This window comes from bacterium (assembly GCA_013360215.1).
Taxonomy (GTDB): Bacteria; CLD3; CLD3; order SB21; family SB21; genus JABWCP01.
In genome coordinates this window covers 37,622-54,094 of the sequence record JABWCP010000006.1, presented here as the reverse complement: position 1 = coordinate 54,094, position 16,473 = coordinate 37,622, and the positions used below count along the sequence as shown (strand labels likewise).

Here is a 16,473-nt window from a genome sequence, read left to right as displayed (position 1 = left end):
TATATGAAAAAGGTTGTTATCGTTGACGGCGTGCGAACGCCATACATAAAAGCCGGAACGCTTTTCAATAAAATGTCGGCGGTTGATCTCGGGAAACTGGCGATGCGTGAACTGATGGCGCGCACCAATCTTGACTGTAAACTCGTGGACGAAGTCATTGTCGGCAATATCGGCAATCCGCCCGAAGCCACCAATGTCGCCCGTATCATCGCGCTGGAGGCGGGAGTCCCCAAACACGTACCTTCCTTTACCGTCGGGCGCAATTGCGCCAGCGGTATGCAATCTATTGCCGATGCCTATCTACGGATTATCGCCGGTGAAGCCGATGTCATCATTGCCGGCGGAGTCGAATCCATGACTAAGGTACCTTTGCTTTTTTCGGAACGTGCGACCAATAAATTTGCCGCGATGATGCAAGCCCGTTCTATGCCGGCACGAATCGGCGCCATGGCCTCGTTTCGCCCCGGTGATTTCAAACCTGTGATAGGACTTCTCTTGGGGCTTACCGACGGATTTTGCGGACTTAATATGGGCGAAACCGCCGAAGTATTAGCCAAAGAATACGGCATTACCCGCAAAGAGCAGGACGAACTGGCGCTCCTGAGTCATCAACGCGCCATGACAGCAACGGACAACGGTATTCTCAAAGAAGAAATCATGCCGGTGTATTTACCGCCTGATTTTAAAAAAATCGCTGACGAAGATAACGGCATTCGAAAAAATCAGACTATGGAAGCGCTGGGCAAACTTCGCCCGGCGTTTGATAAAAAATATGGCACCGTAACAGCCGGCAATTCCAGCCAAATCACCGATGGCGCGGCGTTTGTTCTCGTCATGTCGGAAGAAAAAGCTAAAGCGTTAGGATATACACCGCTCGGCTCCATTCGCGGTTTCGGCTTCGCAGGTCTTGATCCGGAACGCATGGGACTCGGCCCGGTATACGCCACACCCGTCGCGCTCAAAAAAGCCGGCCTCTCCATGAAGGATATACAACGTATTGAGATGAATGAAGCTTTCGCCGCGCAGGTGATCGCCAATGAACGTTGTTTTGCTTCCAAAAAATTTGCCGAAGAAAAATTGGGACTAACCGAAGCGGTTGGTGAAATTGATCGCCAAATCCTCAACGTCAATGGCGGTGCTATTGCACTTGGTCACCCCGTAGGTTCATCCGCAACGCGGCTTGTTTTGACCGTACTCAAAGAGCTTAAGCGAAAAAATCTTCAGTTCGGTTTAGCTACGTTATGCATCGGTGGCGGTCAAGGCGGTGCGATGATCGTCGAACATAGTTAGGCGGCGTATCGTATGCACGGATTGACCACTGAAGAATTAGCACGCTACAATCGTCATCTTATTCTCAAAGAATTTGGCCTTGAAGGGCAACAAAAACTCAAATCAGCCAAAGTATTGGTCATCGGTGCAGGAGGCCTCGGCGCACCCTGTTTGCTTTATCTTACAGCCGCCGGCGTAGGAACTATCGGTATTGTTGATTTTGACACAGTTGATGCAAGTAATCTCCAAAGGCAAGTCCTATATACCGTGGATGATGTCGGTAAACCCAAAGCCGATACGGCCGCGCAACGTTTGAAGCAGCTCAACCCGTTTGTGCATTTTAATACACATCGCGAAAAACTCACTTCAGCCAATGCGATGGACATCATACGATCTTACGACATTATCGCCGACGGAAGCGATAACTTTCAAACACGGTATTTGGTCAATGACGCCTGTGTATTACTGAATAAACCGCTGATCTACGCATCAATATTTCAATTCGAAGGCCAGGTTTCGGTTTTTCATTATACAGATCCTTCCGGTACGCTCGGACCAAACTATCGCGATCTTTTTCCCACCCCGCCGCCGCCAGGTATGGTTCCCAGTTGCGCTGAAGGCGGTGTCCTCGGTGTTTTGCCGGGCATTATTGGCAGCATGCAAGCAAGCGAAGCCATCAAAGTTATCACCGGTATCGGAGCGCCGCTTAGCGGAAAACTTTTTCTGTGGAATGCGTTGACGTTTGAATCACGAACTATGAAATTTAAGCGCGATCCGGTCAATCCGATCAATGGCCTGCAACCGACCATCACCGCATTGATAGACTATGAAGTTTTTTGCGGAATTTCCGAACCCGAAAAACAAACTGCCGGAGAAATTTCACCGACCGAACTCAAACATTGGATAGATACCGGAAAAGATTTTCAACTCATTGATGTGCGCGAGTCATTTGAATACGACATATGCAATCTCGGCGGCACATTAATACCTCTTGCACAGATTATGCAAGAATCTGCCCGCATCGCCCCAAACAAACCGGTCGTGGTTCATTGCAAAATGGGCGGACGCAGCGCCAAGGCCATCGCGCAACTGCGCACGCTGGGCTTTGATAATCTCATCAATCTTCGCGGCGGTATCATCGCTTACGCGGAAACCGTAGATCCTTCATTGGCTAAATATTGACGTATTAGCGTACATCGTAGCGCAGAAATCGCACCAACGCTCCCAAAAAGGCAAATCCTGTTATCACGGCGAGGAGTACAATATCCCAAACCGATAACCGCCATGCATGCCCGGCGGAAACGGCTGGATGTGTAAATTCCGGGATGGATCGCACATCAATCGTTTTTTTCAAATCCGGTGTTTGCACGCGAAATCCGCGATCGCTATCCACTTCGATACGCAGTCCTTCGGCTCTATTTTCTCGGCGTTTTTTTTCCACAACATCGGAAAAATCTTTTTGATAGGTACGTATCGCGCCGTCGTAACGCTCTTTCAGAAAAATATCGGTCTGCGAAAAACGCATTGCCGCGAGCTGAAATAACGAAGCCGGCGACCAGCGCGCAAAGATCAAACCCAGTTCGATTTGCTCGCGTTTTCGGTTATCCAGTTCTTCATGTACTTTGCGTGTAAAACTTTCAATGTTTTCCTGTACGGACTTGCGGGCATTTTGATCTTCTTCCAGCCATGTCCACTCCATCTTATCGCGGTACATCTGTCGCTCGGATTCCGGTTGTTGCTGCACGTCATTATTGCGTTTCATCCAGGTTTCCGAAAGGTTTTGGCGCAATGTTTCAAATTGCGACTTGGAAAAACCTTCGATTTGGCTATCCACTTCGGCGGCTGTGGGCACCGGTAAAACCTGCCCCGATAGCATAACACCGAGGCGCGGCACGACAAAGGTGATCGTAACCCATAAAACAAGTAAAGTGAGAAACGATGCGGTCGAGTGCGAAGTCCATGATGAGATCAGAATTCCCAAAATTATAAAAAAAGTAAAGTAGAGCGCACCCGACAAAAATAAACCGCCTAAACGAGCATAGTGATCGGGTGTGAGAGGTATTTGCAATAATATCGCCATCAAAAATGATAGCAGCATCGGCACGATCAATGGAATTCCCAAACCCGCCCATGAGCCGATGATTTTTGCAACGATGTATGTGGATTTAGGGACACCGTTGGAAAACGTAAGCTTTAGCATACCGCTTTCTTTTTCACCGCTTACCGCATCGTATGTAAATACGATAGCAAATAACGATAACACCACTACGACTATAAAATTGAAATCCAAAAACCGAAATACGGCATACACGAGATCGCGGGAATAAATGCTGCTGCGCAGTTCGGGTGAATCCCATGTGTTGACATGCGCGACGCGTCCAATATCGTAATGGACTCCAAATGTCCATATCTGCATAGGATCCGGTTTGCGATATACCCGATTACCTACATTCATCCAATTGGTTTGTTCACTCAAATCTTGCCGGTTAAGCGCTATGCCTGTTTCGTAATCTTTCACGGCCAGCTTGTATTCACGGATACCGACCCACACACTGAGGATGATCAATAGCGTACACGATATAAATGTGGCTAAAAATTTAGGGCTTTGCAGTATGTTTTTAAATTCTTTGATGATCAATAGCGATAACATGGGTTTCTCCTTTTATCGTACGTCGTAACGAAGAAATGCAGCTGTGGTAGCCGCAAATATGAGCATATTGATGACGATCAAAATGGCCATATCCGGCAAAGCGGCATTGATTATTTCTGAAAAAGTCAACGATGGCATCACAAACTGCGGTAAATCGTAAGGATTGATAGGCTTCGGTTTTTCTTCAGACGAATCACCGATACGAATCATCATCATATGGCCACCCGGAGCTTTTCCCGTTTTTTCAAAAACAAATTGTTTGAATGTCTGTTTATACGATTTGACGGACTCTTCAAAACGATTACGAAGTTCCGAAGATGTCCCCGCCAATTGCATGGCGGCGAGCGAAAACGACGTCGCCGGTGAAATACGTCCCAAGGCAAAAGCCCACTGCTGTTGTATTTTTTGCCGGTTATCGCGGTCTTCATTTAATCGTTCATTAAATTCGACGACCTTCTTTTCCCGATCAGCGCGCGCTTTGTCCATAAATTCGTTAAATTCATTCATTGCTTTTTCAGGATCGTTTGAATTTGGTTTAAATTCGCCGATTTTTTGAAAATGTTCATTAAAGAGCTGCGATTGATGACGAAACTTTTGTGAGTTGATTTCATCCACGGACGGCACTTCGATCGCCCGACCCGCTAAGAGCACGGCCGTACGCGGTACGATCAGCACGGTAAAAATCCAGATAATCAAAAGCGCAAGAAACGCATGAGCCGATCGGGCTGTCAGCGAGGAAACCAAGATAGAAACACTAAGAAAAACGAAATAATACAACATTCCTGAACATACGATCAGCATCAGGCGCAGCCACTCCGCTCCGGTCAGCGGTACATTCATCACCATCAATATACCGCAGCCGATCAATATAGGAACCAGCAAAGGCAGAGCCGTTGCGGTAAAGCTGCCGACAAGTTTAGCAAAAATCACTTTATCTTTGGGCACGGCATGCGCCATCATCAGTTTGAGCGTACCCTGCTCGCGTTCGCCGTTAACAGCATTATAAGCCAGTAGTATCGCCACTAATGATAGAATCAGTTGAAATACAAACTCCAAATCCAGTAAACGGAATGCCGCGTAAACGGGATCTTCGCCATAACGCGTATGATCCGGTATCAATTCGGCGGCACCGGCCTGCACTTGTACTGAGCGACCGATATCGTTGCTCACACCGGATATAAGACTGGCTAACGGCGAAGGTGGTAGATGTATTTGTGGTTCGACGCGCGACCAATCTGTCACGCCTTCCAATTGGCGTAAATTTTCTCGCACCGCGCTTTCGTATTGACTTTGCAGAACTTGATAATTGCGCGCACCCATATAAAACGCCAACAAGATGAGCAACGATCCCATCCCGAAAAGCACGGAAAACTTGGGTGAGTTTAAAATATCGCGTATTTCTTTTTTCAGCAGTAACGTAAACATATAGTTTTATATTTAATTTGTGAAACTAATCGCCTAATTCGATCTGTAAAGCTTCAAAACGCCAAGGCGCTTTAGTTTCGATTTGAAAATTAAAAATTGCTTTCGCTTTCGCCGAGCCCACATGCACTTCCCAGGAACCATCCGCACGTGTTTGAAATGAACTCACGGTTATAACACCTAAATCCGAAAACAACCGATTATAATTTTGCAAACGTCGTTCCATCGGAGTAAAACCGTCTCCGCTTTTGGCATAATTTTCAAAAAACGCTTTCATCGTATTCGCGTTACCGCTATTGAAAGCCTCAACATATCGTCGGATCGTCAATCCCGCACCCTCTTTGGGTAAATCAAAAACCTCTGCACTCTCGCCGGGGCTATCTACCTCAACGGTTTTGATAACTTTTCCCATAGGGTTTTTACCGTTGCGTAAATATCCCTCAATGGATTCTAACAATTGATGCCCCATGTAATTATCATGATTACTGGCAATCATGAGCCGCGCTTTGATACCGGGAAAATTGGCAAACCCATAGAACGAAATCATATCTGATCCGGCCAGCACCGTAGGCTGTTTGGAGTCATAAACGGCCATGCGAAATGCCGGCGTACTTAATAATTTGTCCGTTTCAAATGAATCAAAAAAAAATTTCATATCTCGAAACGTAGATAAATAACCACCGTTCCCTCGTAAACTCCATAGGTGCCCGTCTTGATCATGCGGCATATCCAAAATAATACCGATATCCGCATGTTGACGGTATCCATGAGCTATTTTATTACGATCAAAATTAGGGCGATATGTGCCGGTATGATGCATGCCTAAAGGTTTCAGAATATACTCGTCCACATAGGCATCAAATGAACGACCGCTTATTTTTTCTATGACATAAGCAAGGCATGAATAACCTAAGTTAGAATATTTTTCGTGCACTCCCGGGCTTGAGAGTAAATTTAGACCTCTGATATGTTCTACCATTTCTTCTTTCGTCAGCGGCTCCGCATCAAATTTGATGCCCATAGGAAAGCCGGCGGTATGATTCAATAAGTGCTGAACGGTAATCTTATTCTTTTCTCCTGCGAGGCCGGGCATATATTTGGACAGCGGATCGTTGAGAGATAACTTTCTTTTTTCGACTAGTTGATAAATCGCAACACGCGTAAAATCTTTGACCGTAGAACCGATTTGTACAAAAACCGTACTGTCAAATTTTTGGTTATTACTTTCGTTAGCAAAACCAAAACCTTTGTAGTAGATCGGCTTGTCGTTGCTTTCAACCCACACCAATCCATGAAACCCGTCTCGTAAAGCTGATTGTATCAATGAATCTAACTCGCTTACTTGTGCATCACGCGATTGGGCCGTAGCAATAGAACTAATGAACCAGACTATGCAACATATTTTTTTCATAACCACCTTACTAATGTTTAATGCTATACGGCTACCGGTTCCATGTAACCCGCCATATATTCAATGTAGAGTTTCTCTAAATCTTCGTGCGCTAATTCATCGCGGTTTTTTTGCATCACGATTGAGCCGCGGTTCATAATTCCGATATGATCGGCCACTTCCTTAGCCCTGAAAATATCATGAGTGGACATAAGGATCGCTTTACCCTCTTGTTTTAGTTCGATCAGTAATCGGTTAAATTCATACCCCGCCTTGGGATCCAAACCCGATGTAGGTTCATCCAAAATAATGGCCGGAGCTTTTTTGATAATAGCGATGGCTATACCGCATTTTTGCCGCATGCCTTTGGAAAAGGTTCGGACTTTTTTGTTCATCGCTTCGCTTTGTAGTCCGACACGTGATAACGTGGCTGCCATTTCCGATTCGGTTATGTCTGCGCGACCGCCCAGCTTTGCAAAAAACTCAAGATTCTCCATCGCTGTAAAATTAGGATAGAGCATCACATTCTCCGACACAAAAGCCATTTGTTCTTTGGCCCTTAAAGGTTCCTGATGTGTGATGATTCCTTTGACTCTGGCCTCGCCGGATGTCGGGGTGATGAAATTGAAAAAAATATTAATTGTCGTCGTTTTACCGGCGCCGTTCCCTCCAAGCATCGCATATATTTCACCGGGATGAACCTGAAACGAAATACCGTTAAGCGCTAAAGCACCATCGTCATAACGTTTGGTCAATTGTGCCGCTTCTAAAATGGGTTGATTGTGTACTGTCATAAATACCTCTATTTACGTGTGAGTTTAATGCCGAACCAAACTATTCCACCGATAATGCTTAGAATCAGAACGATCAGCGCCATCGTGCCCAAAACATTACTTCCCGCCTGAATATCAATAGTAATTACCTTATCCTCGGCATTGACCGGTTGATTATCGGAGACGGATGAAGTTCGGATGCGCACTTCGTATTTACCGACGGCCACGTGTTCCGGCGGATAAAACTTAAATCGCACAACCGACTCTTCGTTTACATGGATCGAAGGAATCATCAGCGATTGTATTTCCTTCTTCCATTCCAAGGGCAGATCCACTTCAAACTTGATGTTATCAAGGCGGCGTGAACCGTCGTTGCGAATTTCAAGTGATGCTTCTACAGGCTCGGATTCTGTCGTGGCATAATACAACTTGGGCGCTTTGACCAATAAACGTGCATTGCCTTTGACGATGAGTTCCAGCCGGAGATAGCCTGCGTTGAGCGATTCGATCTCTTGTTGGGACCACACCTTATCGCGTTGCGTTTGGATGAGTGCCTGCTTTTCCTGCGGTATCGCTAATACATAAAACGGAATCGTTTTTTCGATTTGGACTTGTTCGGTAGGACGATCCGGCAGAAAAACGCGGAGCGATGCCTTACGGGTACGCGCCGATTCGGTAAACTTTAACTGGCTGAGTTTAGCATTGGTTGCCGCATCAAGAAAATAACGCGTCAGTTCCGGCGGGAGGTTCAATACTTCCAGCTTAAACGTATTATCCGTGCCGCTGAATAACTCCAACGTAAGATCAAATGTGGCATTGCTCCCGAGATCTGCTTCCTGTGAAAACTGCTCGGATTGGAATAATACTTTATTTTCCGTGGCGTCTTTTTGTAAAAAAATCCGCATGCTGCGCGATGCACCGTTACCATAAATAATATTCACGCTCACCACATCCAAATCTTGCAACATTACAAAATCCAGTGTCACGGGCTGTCCGTAGATCAATTCGTTGACTTTGGATTCGTACGGTTGACTGATGATCGCACCTTCCGTGTTCGTTACGGAGACGTAGATATTATTAATGTGGTCCGGTTGTAAGGAACGAAATAGCTCGTCTTCCATGGAAATCAACTTACGAAATTCCGCCTCACCGCCGGAGGTGTTCATCAGTTCGACACGAACACGCTTCTGTCCGCGTTTGTCCTGATATTTAACCGCGCGTGACACCGTGATAAATTGCTGTTCAAACAGCACCGCCAACAGCGATTGCTGATAGTTCACCTCAACATCGGCCAGTGAACGCCGGGCCCGTTCCAGTTCCGCGGGTGAAGCCAGTTGTTTATCAAACAATTGTTTAACGCGTTCGTATTCGGCTTTCTCCGATTCATAAACCTCTTTGGCGCGTTTTAATCCCAACAGCGGATATTTATCATCACGCTGGTTAAATGCATTATACTGCGCTACCAAACTAAAATCCGTACTGCAAAAGAATAGAACTGTAAAAGAAAACCACCTTAACATTATTTGGTTTCCTCTATTTCTTTTCCGTCCGGCGTACGTTTGATCATTTTACGTTTTGGTAAATGCTCGGGATCTATTTTGGCAAAACTGGCAATCATTTTTTCATCCCCGCGTTTTAGCCCGAGTTTGATCGTATCACCGACTTTGACTTTATCGTAAGCCGCTTTCAACTCGTTTGCGGTTTTTACCGAAACCCCGTTAACCATCACCAACACATCATTTTTTTCAATCCCTTGAGGTTTATAACCTTTGGGTAATGCGTGTTCAGGAAAAATCAAATCGGCAATCAAACCGTTCTCTTTTTCTGCAAATATAACCCCGACTTCATCCACCGGCTGCACAGGACCCGTAGCCATATAGCGAATACCTTGCGCGAATGCATTTCCTCCGACACCGAGCAGGGCCATACCTAAGATGAGGATTATTTTTTTCATACTGCGTTCCTTCCAAGTTTTATAGACGATGATGAATTACGCTAATGATACTTGATTTTAGAACTAGAGTTGTTAAGCCGGCGTAAAAGAGTTGTAAACTATGTAAAATGTGAATCGCAGCACACATTTCGATTGAAGACCGCTGTTCGAATGCCTATTTTTCACTATGGCAAAATCAAAACGATTACACCCGGGATGGATTATCGCGCTGCTTACCATAGCGCTGATCAGTATCGGAACAATGCAGTATATTTGGCTGGGGCGACTGAGCGAAGGCGAATTGACGCGCATGCGGAGTAATCTCCATATCAGCGCTACGCGTATGGCATCGGATTTTGACAGTGAAATATCGCGTCTACATGAATATCTTTTTCGAGTGGACTTTGATCAACCTGAACAGTTGCCCAATATCCTGCAAAGTACCGTCAATAAATGGCAAACCGGTGCTGTGCGTCAGGATCTGATTCGATCAGTTTTTTACGGTCGTATGTCTGAAAATAACACACCTGAGGTTTTTTTGTTGGATTCGGCAAAACCCGAACTTCATCGGGTTTCCGACACACTGTCAAACCCCATCGTTCTCAAATTACAGCGGATGCGTGCTATGCGCTCGACCGGTAAGGAAAAAAACAATCTGATTATCATGCAAGGCCACCTCCTTGCCGACTACCCATATATCATCGTGACTGTCAATCCGATGCGCAAAATGCTAAGCCTGCCGTGGGAGCAACCGGCTGAGGAAATCATAGCTGTTCTTTTGGATACGAATGCGGTCAAATCATGGATGGATAGTTTAGCAGGTATTCACTTTGGCCCATCATTCGAAAATGACGTAGATATCGCTGTTATCAATGATGACCAATCTGAATTTTTTTACAAATCCAATCCTAATTTACCGATCGCACATTGGTCAAAATCGGATATCAGCGCTGAGATTGCCCGTATTCGCACTCAAGATATGTTTATGGTTCGCGTCAAAGGCACCCGTGATAAAACGACCATGAAAACCCTGACCGTAACGCAATCCATTGAAACAAGCGAACGTACGTCAAACGGCGCATTTAATCCGATCATGGATTCGATCGTAACGCGGTTGCATGCCGACATCAAGACGTCAGGTTGCACGTTACGGGTCATACATCGTGAAGGCTCATTGGAAAATGCCGTCAAAATCGTACGATGGCGAAACCTTTTTATTAGCGCAGGCGTTCTGCTTATCATGGCCGCAGGACTCGTTATTCTTTTGATCGCACAACGAAAGGAACGGATATTAGCGAATCAGCAATTGGAATTTGTTGCCGGAGTTTCACATGAACTTAAAACGCCGCTTGCCGTTATCCGATCAGCCGGTGAAAATCTTTCCGATGCGATCGTAACCGATGCCAATGATGTGCGGCGTTATGGCGAGTTGATACGTGGTGAAAGCAAACGCCTATCGGACATGGTAGATCAGATTTTGGATTTTTCAGGTATCATCACCGATAAAAATTCATTAAAAATGGAGCGTTTGGATTTATCCATAATTATCACAAAATGCATCGCCTCATTTCCCAATGACACCCCGATTCATTTCGAAAACCGTCAAACGACGCATAACACGATTAAAGGTAATCATGAAGCTTTACAAACGATATTTAACAATCTGATCGCCAATGCGATCAAGTACAATCGCGCCAATGCACCGATACGTATCACGTTGACCGATGAATCGCCGTATATTCGCACCGATATAACCGACCGTGGTATTGGCATTGATAAAAAAGATATACCTCACATTTTTGAACCTTTCTTCAGAGCGTCCGGAGTACGCGATGCACAGATTCACGGCAATGGCCTCGGGCTCAGCATTGTGGAACGATATGTCGCATTGCATAGCGGCACTATCCGTGTTGAGAGCGAACCCGGTAAAGGAAGTACGTTTAGTGTTTTTCTTCCGGAGGGAACGTGAAAAAATTATTACTGGTCGAGGACGAACCCGGTTTAATTATAACTTTGTCGGATCGCTTACGGCGTGAAGGATTCGCCGTGGACATCGCTGAAAACGGCACCATCGCTTTGAGCAAAGCCCGAAAGAATCGTTATGATATTATTTTAATGGATGTGATGCTGCCGCAAAGTTCAGGTTTGGACGTGTGCCGCGATTTACGCGGCGACGGCGATCGTACGCCTATATTGATGTTGACCGCCAAAAGCCAGACGACCGATAAAGTGATCGGACTCAAACTCGGTGCCGATGATTATCTGACGAAACCTTTTGATATGAGCGAACTCACGGCACGTATCGAAGCGCTATTGCGACGTAGTGAACCGGCCAATCGCATGGAGGCGTCGGACAATTACAGTTTCAACAATATTGAGGTGGATTTTCGAAAAGCCGAAGTACGCGTCCATAAAAAAACAGTGGAGCTCTCAGCGCAGGAATTTCGATTGTTACGCTATATGATCGAGCATCGCAATGCGACTTTGTCCCGGGATGAATTACTTGAGAACGTTTGGAATTATGGCGAAGACATCACAACACGCACGGTGGATGTACACATGGCGTGGTTACGTCAAAAATTAGAGCCCAATCCCAAACGGCCTCAATATTTTATCACCGTCCACCGTCTAGGTTACAAATTTGTCGGCTGACTCGCCTTTTTTTCTAAGTCAGCCATCGCATCGCGCATCCACGATGGCATTGGACATTTCTGATTTTGATTATAATCATACACGACGATCAATCCTTCGCCTTCGGCCACGATGGCCTGTTGCGTTTCACTCCACACGGCATATTTCATGCGAAAACGATCGGCCATCACCTCGACCGTCGCAGCGCCTACGTGAATCTGATCCGGATAAGTCAGAGGCCGTTTAAAGCGGCACTGCGTCGAATGTAGAATGACGCCGATACCGTGTTCCCGAGCATGATCCCATACACCGATGCGTTGGAAATAATCGGAGCGCGCACTTTCAAAATAACGAAAGTACATGATGTTATTGACATGCCCCAGCGCATCCATTTCGCCCCATGCCACCGGCGTCGAATAAATCACCGGATAACCTCTCAATTCAGCAATCTCTTTTATCATCAACTAAACAACCCTCACGTTGTTCAAACGTTTTATGCAAATGATTCGCATACAATCGTCTAATCGCAAATCTAAAATTCTAAACTCTAAACTCTGCATTCATAACTCTCATTTTTCCTCAAAACTCGGCTTTCTTTCTTCCCTTATTCTGTTGGAGCAGCCAGTCATAAAGCGGGCCGTAATAATCCAACATGGCTTTTGCAGACAAGTCCTGACCCGTTTTTTCTTTCAAAACTTGACGCCAATCTTTGCTCGCGCCCGGACGCATAATCGAGCGAATAAACTCACCGGCTTCTTTGCTTCCGTAATAATTGCAATTGGCCGGATCTTGCTTGAGTATCTGCTTGGCAATATGGTCATGCATTTGGAATTTCAAAACACACGAAATGGCGTAATCATAATACTGCGCCGGATCGTCAATGATGTGCGTTTTGGTAGCCGCATCACAATATTCGGCACCACGCTCTTTCGGTGGAACTATACCTTGATATTTTTTGGCTAGTGCCCACCATGTCTTATTAAATTCTTCTTTGGGAAGATTTTTTTCGTACAGTTCGTATTCAAAATGCGTCATCGTACCCGCAGCAAATGGCAGAAAAACGATCGAACTATTGGATAAAGCGCTGTTGAGCAAAAGTTTGATCGCATCGGGCGTCTTAGTTTTATCAAATAAACCTAAACTGGCTAAATAAGCCTCTTGCGATGCAGCCACAGCCATCAGGTCACCCATCGCTTCATGGTACGCACGATTAGCTCCGGCACGCAAGGTAAGCGGCACTTCAGGATTGGTATAAGCGATGTAGTAATAAATATGCCCGAGCTCATGATGCGTCGTTTTAAACCATTCCATATTGGGTTCGACACTCATCAGCGAACGGTAATCCTGATCCAGATTCAGGTGCCATGCCGACGCATGGGTATTCTTTTTTCGTCCGCTTGCGGCATCGGCAGGATACAAATCAGAATTTTTATAAAAATTATCGTTCAGCTTTTCAAACCCCATGCTCATGTAAAATTTCTCAGCTTGCTCAACGACCCATTCTTTGGATTTTCCGGGTATATCCCCTTCACCCTGCAATCCCGGAACTAATCCCGGCCAATTTTGTGCCCAACGATTGGGCAGCCAGTGCGCCGGAAGATACTCCGGAACGGGTTGATTATACTTTTTGGCTAATTCGTAGCGTATATACGTATGCAGTTCTCTATACAGAGGTTTCAGATCTTCTGAAAATTGATCCATCAGTTGGATCACTTCGTCCGATGACATTCCATAATCGTGCGCTTCCAGATCAAAAAATGAACTGTACTTCATTTCGCGTGCTACTTTATTACGCAGCTCCTGCAGTCGGGCAAGATGGTCACGTTCGATTTTTCCGACTTCTTTGGACGCGGTCCAAACCGCCTCGCGTTCCTTGAGATCGGAAGAATTGCGCAACGCACGATCAATGTCATTCGCTGAATAAGGTTTGCCGTTAACCGTAAACTGGTAGCTATACAATGCACTGGTCGCTTCCGTATTGGCTTTGATCAGTTGGTCCACTACATCAGGCATGGTACCGGGTTGATGCGACGCGTCCAGCCATATTTTATCAAGCTGACGTATCGTTATGTCATTGAGTTCCGAACGGTGTTCTCTGAAAAACCGTACTTTCTGAATGATGTCTTTGCTGCCTGCAAACGCAGCATATTTTTTATTGGCTACAACACTCAAACTGTCGTTTACGGCATTGATGTCCGTGAGTGCTTTCCATTGGGCTTTGCTGGCTTCATAATAAACCGCCTGATACTCTTGATTATAAGATTTCAAAAAAGCATCCGCTTCTTCCTGCAACGTCTTACCGCAAGACAACAGCGAAGTAAACAAAAAAGCAGTTATAAAAAATCGTTTCATGACATTCTCCGGTAATCGTTATAAATCATAACTGAATCTTCGAAATGTAGAAATTCAATGGAAAATAACAAACCAAAACAATATTTTCCTCCGTTGTATTTTAGATGTAGAAGAAAGGATAATCTATGAAGCGTGTCTTAAAATGGTTGGCTATCGGTTTACCGGTTCTTTTTATCGCCATACAGTTTATTCGCCCCGAACGTACCAATCCTCCCATTGATCCGGAACGTACGCTCGAAAAACATGTCACCATTCCGGACGATATCAAAACCATGATGAAGACCGCTTGCAACGATTGCCATTCGCATGAAACCGTTTGGCCGTGGTACAGCGAAATAGCGCCGATCTCCTGGCTGGTCGCACACGATGTCAATGAAGGGCGCCGCCATTTGAATTTTTCCGACTGGAAAAAATACAACGCCCATCGTCAGGTTGAAAAATTAAATGAAATGGCCGGCGAGGTGCGTAGCGAAAAGATGCCGATGCCGATTTATCTGATCACTCACGGGGACGCCCGCTGGACGAAAGAAGATCGGAAAAAATTTCAAAACTGGGCCGAAGATGCCGCGGACGCTTTGTCGGAAAATTTACCGGACGAAGACAAATAATTCGTTTGCTTTTATAAAGCATTTCGATTATAGTTTCAAAAAAAATTGAAACTTTGTTAGCGATAAAATAAGGAGTCTACAATGTCTGTTGCCGAAAAATTGAATGTGCCGGCCTACGTTCCTTACAAAGTTAAGGATATGAGTCTTGCCGAGTGGGGCCGCAAAGAAATCAAACTCGCCGAAGCCGAAATGCCGGGACTTATGGCGTTGCGTGCCAAATATGGCGTTACCAAGCCGCTCAAAGGCGCGCGTATCGCCGGCTGTCTTCACATGACGATTCAAACCGCCGTTTTGATCGAAACCTTGGTCGAACTCGGCGCTGACGTCACCTGGTCATCCTGTAATATTTTTTCAACACAAGATCATGCCGCCGCCGCCATAGCCGCCGCAGGTATTCCTGTCTACGCCTGGAAAGGTATGAATGCCGAAGAATTTGACTGGTGTATTGAACAAACATTGTTTTTCGGTAAAGATCGCCAACCACTCAATATGATCCTTGATGACGGCGGTGATCTTACCAATATGGTCCTGGATAAATATCCGTCATTGGCCAAAGGCGTACGCGGTATCTCCGAAGAAACCACAACCGGCGTTCATCGTCTTTATGAGCGCGTCAAAAAAGGCACGCTTCCCCTTCCGGCGATCAACATCAACGATTCCGTTACCAAATCAAAATTTGATAACAAATACGGTTGCCGTGAATCGCTTGTGGATGCCATTCGCCGCGCTACCGATCTGATGTTAGCCGGTAAAGTCGCTGTCGTTGCCGGTTTTGGCGATGTGGGCAAAGGCTCGGCCGAATCCCTCCGCGATGCCAAGTGCCGTGTGATCGTTACGGAAATCGATCCGATCTGCGCACTGCAAGCGGCGATGGAAGGTTATGAAGTCAAAAAAATGGATACAGCCATCAAAGAAGCCGATATTATCGTTACCGCAACCGGCAACTGCCGCATCGTGACTGATCGCCATTTCCGCGCTATGAAAGATAAAGCCGTGCTTTGCAATATCGGCCACTTCGACACGGAAATTGATATGGCTTGGCTCAATAAGAACTATGGCCACACCATGGACACGATCAAACCGCAGGTTGATAAATATACCGTGGACGGCAAAGAGATCATCGTTCTTGCCGAAGGACGTCTGGTAAACCTCGGCTGCGCTATGGGTCACCCTTCGTTTGTGATGTCTAATTCGTTTACCAATCAAACGCTGGCGCAAATCGAATTGTGGAATAACAGTGCGAAGTACGAAAACAAAGTGTATACTTTGCCCAAACATCTGGACGAAATGGTAGCACGTTTGCACCTCGAAAAAATCGGCGTTGAGCTGGACGAATTGACCAGCGAACAGGCCGAATACATTGGCGTGGACGTCAAAGGGCCGTACAAACCTGAGATGTATCGTTATTAATAATTACGCACGACTCTGATGATCATTGAGCGATC

14 protein-coding genes are annotated in these 16,473 nt (G+C 45.8%); 6 read left to right on the top strand and 8 right to left on the bottom strand.

Annotation, left to right across the window (positions count from 1 at the left end; translation table 11 throughout):
- Nucleotides 1-3: 3 nt before the first annotated feature.
- Together HUU58_05790 and moeB are read left to right on the top strand one after the other, a co-directional pair.
- Complete coding sequence (locus tag HUU58_05790; GenBank protein ID NUN45176.1) at nt 4-1,290, top strand: thiolase family protein; 1,287 nt, start codon at nt 4-6, stop codon at nt 1,288-1,290.
- A gap of 12 nt (nt 1,291-1,302) precedes the next feature.
- Nucleotides 1,303-2,451, top strand: a complete 1,149-nt coding sequence (gene moeB, locus HUU58_05785) for a molybdopterin-synthase adenylyltransferase MoeB (protein NUN45175.1) — start codon at nt 1,303-1,305, stop codon at nt 2,449-2,451.
- A gap of 4 nt (nt 2,452-2,455) precedes the next feature.
- Here the strand turns inward: moeB and HUU58_05780 are convergent, their stop codons facing one another.
- The 6 genes from HUU58_05780 to HUU58_05755 are packed head-to-tail and all read right to left on the bottom strand — an operon-like array spanning nt 2,456 to nt 9,458.
- The gene (locus tag HUU58_05780; protein NUN45174.1) at nt 2,456-3,919 is read right to left on the bottom strand and encodes an ABC transporter permease subunit; all 1,464 of its coding nucleotides are present in this window, start codon (nt 3,917-3,919) and stop codon (nt 2,456-2,458) included.
- 12 nt (nt 3,920-3,931) lie between these two features.
- Nucleotides 3,932-5,344 (bottom strand): ABC transporter permease, encoded by a 1,413-nt coding sequence (locus HUU58_05775; GenBank protein ID NUN45173.1) that lies wholly within the window; start codon nt 5,342-5,344, stop codon nt 3,932-3,934.
- A gap of 25 nt (nt 5,345-5,369) precedes the next feature.
- A complete protein-coding gene (locus HUU58_05770) occupies nt 5,370-6,752 on the bottom strand; it encodes a serine hydrolase (protein ID NUN45172.1) in 1,383 nt (460 codons plus the stop codon).
- 23 nt (nt 6,753-6,775) lie between these two features.
- Nucleotides 6,776-7,504, bottom strand: a complete 729-nt coding sequence (locus HUU58_05765) for an ABC transporter ATP-binding protein (protein ID NUN45171.1) — start codon at nt 7,502-7,504, stop codon at nt 6,776-6,778.
- Between the two features lie 29 nt (nt 7,505-7,533).
- Nucleotides 7,534-9,024 (bottom strand): hypothetical protein, encoded by a 1,491-nt coding sequence (locus HUU58_05760; protein NUN45170.1) that lies wholly within the window; start codon nt 9,022-9,024, stop codon nt 7,534-7,536.
- Complete coding sequence (locus HUU58_05755; GenBank protein ID NUN45169.1) at nt 9,024-9,458, bottom strand: PDZ domain-containing protein; 435 nt, start codon at nt 9,456-9,458, stop codon at nt 9,024-9,026. Before HUU58_05755 ends, HUU58_05760 begins: the two co-directional genes overlap by 1 nt.
- 166 nt (nt 9,459-9,624) lie before the next feature.
- Between HUU58_05755 and HUU58_05750 the strand changes: the two genes are divergently transcribed.
- Both HUU58_05750 and HUU58_05745 read left to right on the top strand, forming a co-directional pair.
- On the top strand, nt 9,625-11,406 hold the full coding sequence (locus tag HUU58_05750) for a HAMP domain-containing histidine kinase (protein NUN45168.1): 1,782 nt from the start codon (nt 9,625-9,627) through the stop codon (nt 11,404-11,406).
- The gene (locus HUU58_05745) at nt 11,403-12,089 is read left to right on the top strand and encodes a response regulator transcription factor (GenBank protein ID NUN45167.1); all 687 of its coding nucleotides are present in this window, start codon (nt 11,403-11,405) and stop codon (nt 12,087-12,089) included. Before HUU58_05750 ends, HUU58_05745 begins: the two co-directional genes overlap by 4 nt.
- On the opposite strand, the gene HUU58_05740 is transcribed toward HUU58_05745, so the two are convergent.
- Together HUU58_05740 and HUU58_05735 are read right to left on the bottom strand one after the other, a co-directional pair.
- Complete coding sequence (locus HUU58_05740) at nt 12,071-12,529, bottom strand: acyl-CoA thioesterase (protein NUN45166.1); 459 nt, start codon at nt 12,527-12,529, stop codon at nt 12,071-12,073. The two genes, HUU58_05745 and HUU58_05740, sit on opposite strands and share 19 nt — an antisense overlap.
- A 118-nt stretch (nt 12,530-12,647) precedes the next feature.
- Entirely contained in the window at nt 12,648-14,420 is a 1,773-nt protein-coding gene (locus HUU58_05735) for a M2 family metallopeptidase (GenBank protein NUN45165.1), read from the bottom strand.
- A 125-nt stretch (nt 14,421-14,545) separates the two neighbouring features.
- Between HUU58_05735 and HUU58_05730 the strand changes: the two genes are divergently transcribed.
- A complete protein-coding gene (locus tag HUU58_05730; protein NUN45164.1) occupies nt 14,546-15,028 on the top strand; it encodes a heme-binding domain-containing protein in 483 nt (160 codons plus the stop codon).
- Nucleotides 15,029-15,109: 81 nt separating this feature from the next.
- A complete protein-coding gene (locus HUU58_05725; protein NUN45163.1) occupies nt 15,110-16,438 on the top strand; it encodes an adenosylhomocysteinase in 1,329 nt (442 codons plus the stop codon).
- Nucleotides 16,439-16,473: the final 35 nt, after the last annotated feature.

Coding starts and splice junctions, on each gene's coding strand:
- HUU58_05735 (NUN45165.1), bottom strand. CDS start 14,420: ATGAAACGATTTTTTATAACTGCTTTTTTGTTTACTTCGCTGTTGTCT.
- HUU58_05725 (NUN45163.1), top strand. CDS start 15,110: ATGTCTGTTGCCGAAAAATTGAATGTGCCGGCCTACGTTCCTTACAAA.
- HUU58_05740 (NUN45166.1), bottom strand. CDS start 12,529: ATGATAAAAGAGATTGCTGAATTGAGAGGTTATCCGGTGATTTATTCG.
- HUU58_05755 (NUN45169.1), bottom strand. CDS start 9,458: ATGAAAAAAATAATCCTCATCTTAGGTATGGCCCTGCTCGGTGTCGGA.
- HUU58_05730 (NUN45164.1), top strand. CDS start 14,546: ATGAAGCGTGTCTTAAAATGGTTGGCTATCGGTTTACCGGTTCTTTTT.
- HUU58_05760 (NUN45170.1), bottom strand. CDS start 9,024: ATGTTAAGGTGGTTTTCTTTTACAGTTCTATTCTTTTGCAGTACGGAT.
- HUU58_05775 (NUN45173.1), bottom strand. CDS start 5,344: ATGTTTACGTTACTGCTGAAAAAAGAAATACGCGATATTTTAAACTCA.
- HUU58_05780 (NUN45174.1), bottom strand. CDS start 3,919: ATGTTATCGCTATTGATCATCAAAGAATTTAAAAACATACTGCAAAGC.
- HUU58_05750 (NUN45168.1), top strand. CDS start 9,625: ATGGCAAAATCAAAACGATTACACCCGGGATGGATTATCGCGCTGCTT.
- HUU58_05770 (NUN45172.1), bottom strand. CDS start 6,752: ATGAAAAAAATATGTTGCATAGTCTGGTTCATTAGTTCTATTGCTACG.
- HUU58_05790 (NUN45176.1), top strand. CDS start 4: ATGAAAAAGGTTGTTATCGTTGACGGCGTGCGAACGCCATACATAAAA.
- moeB (NUN45175.1), top strand. CDS start 1,303: ATGCACGGATTGACCACTGAAGAATTAGCACGCTACAATCGTCATCTT.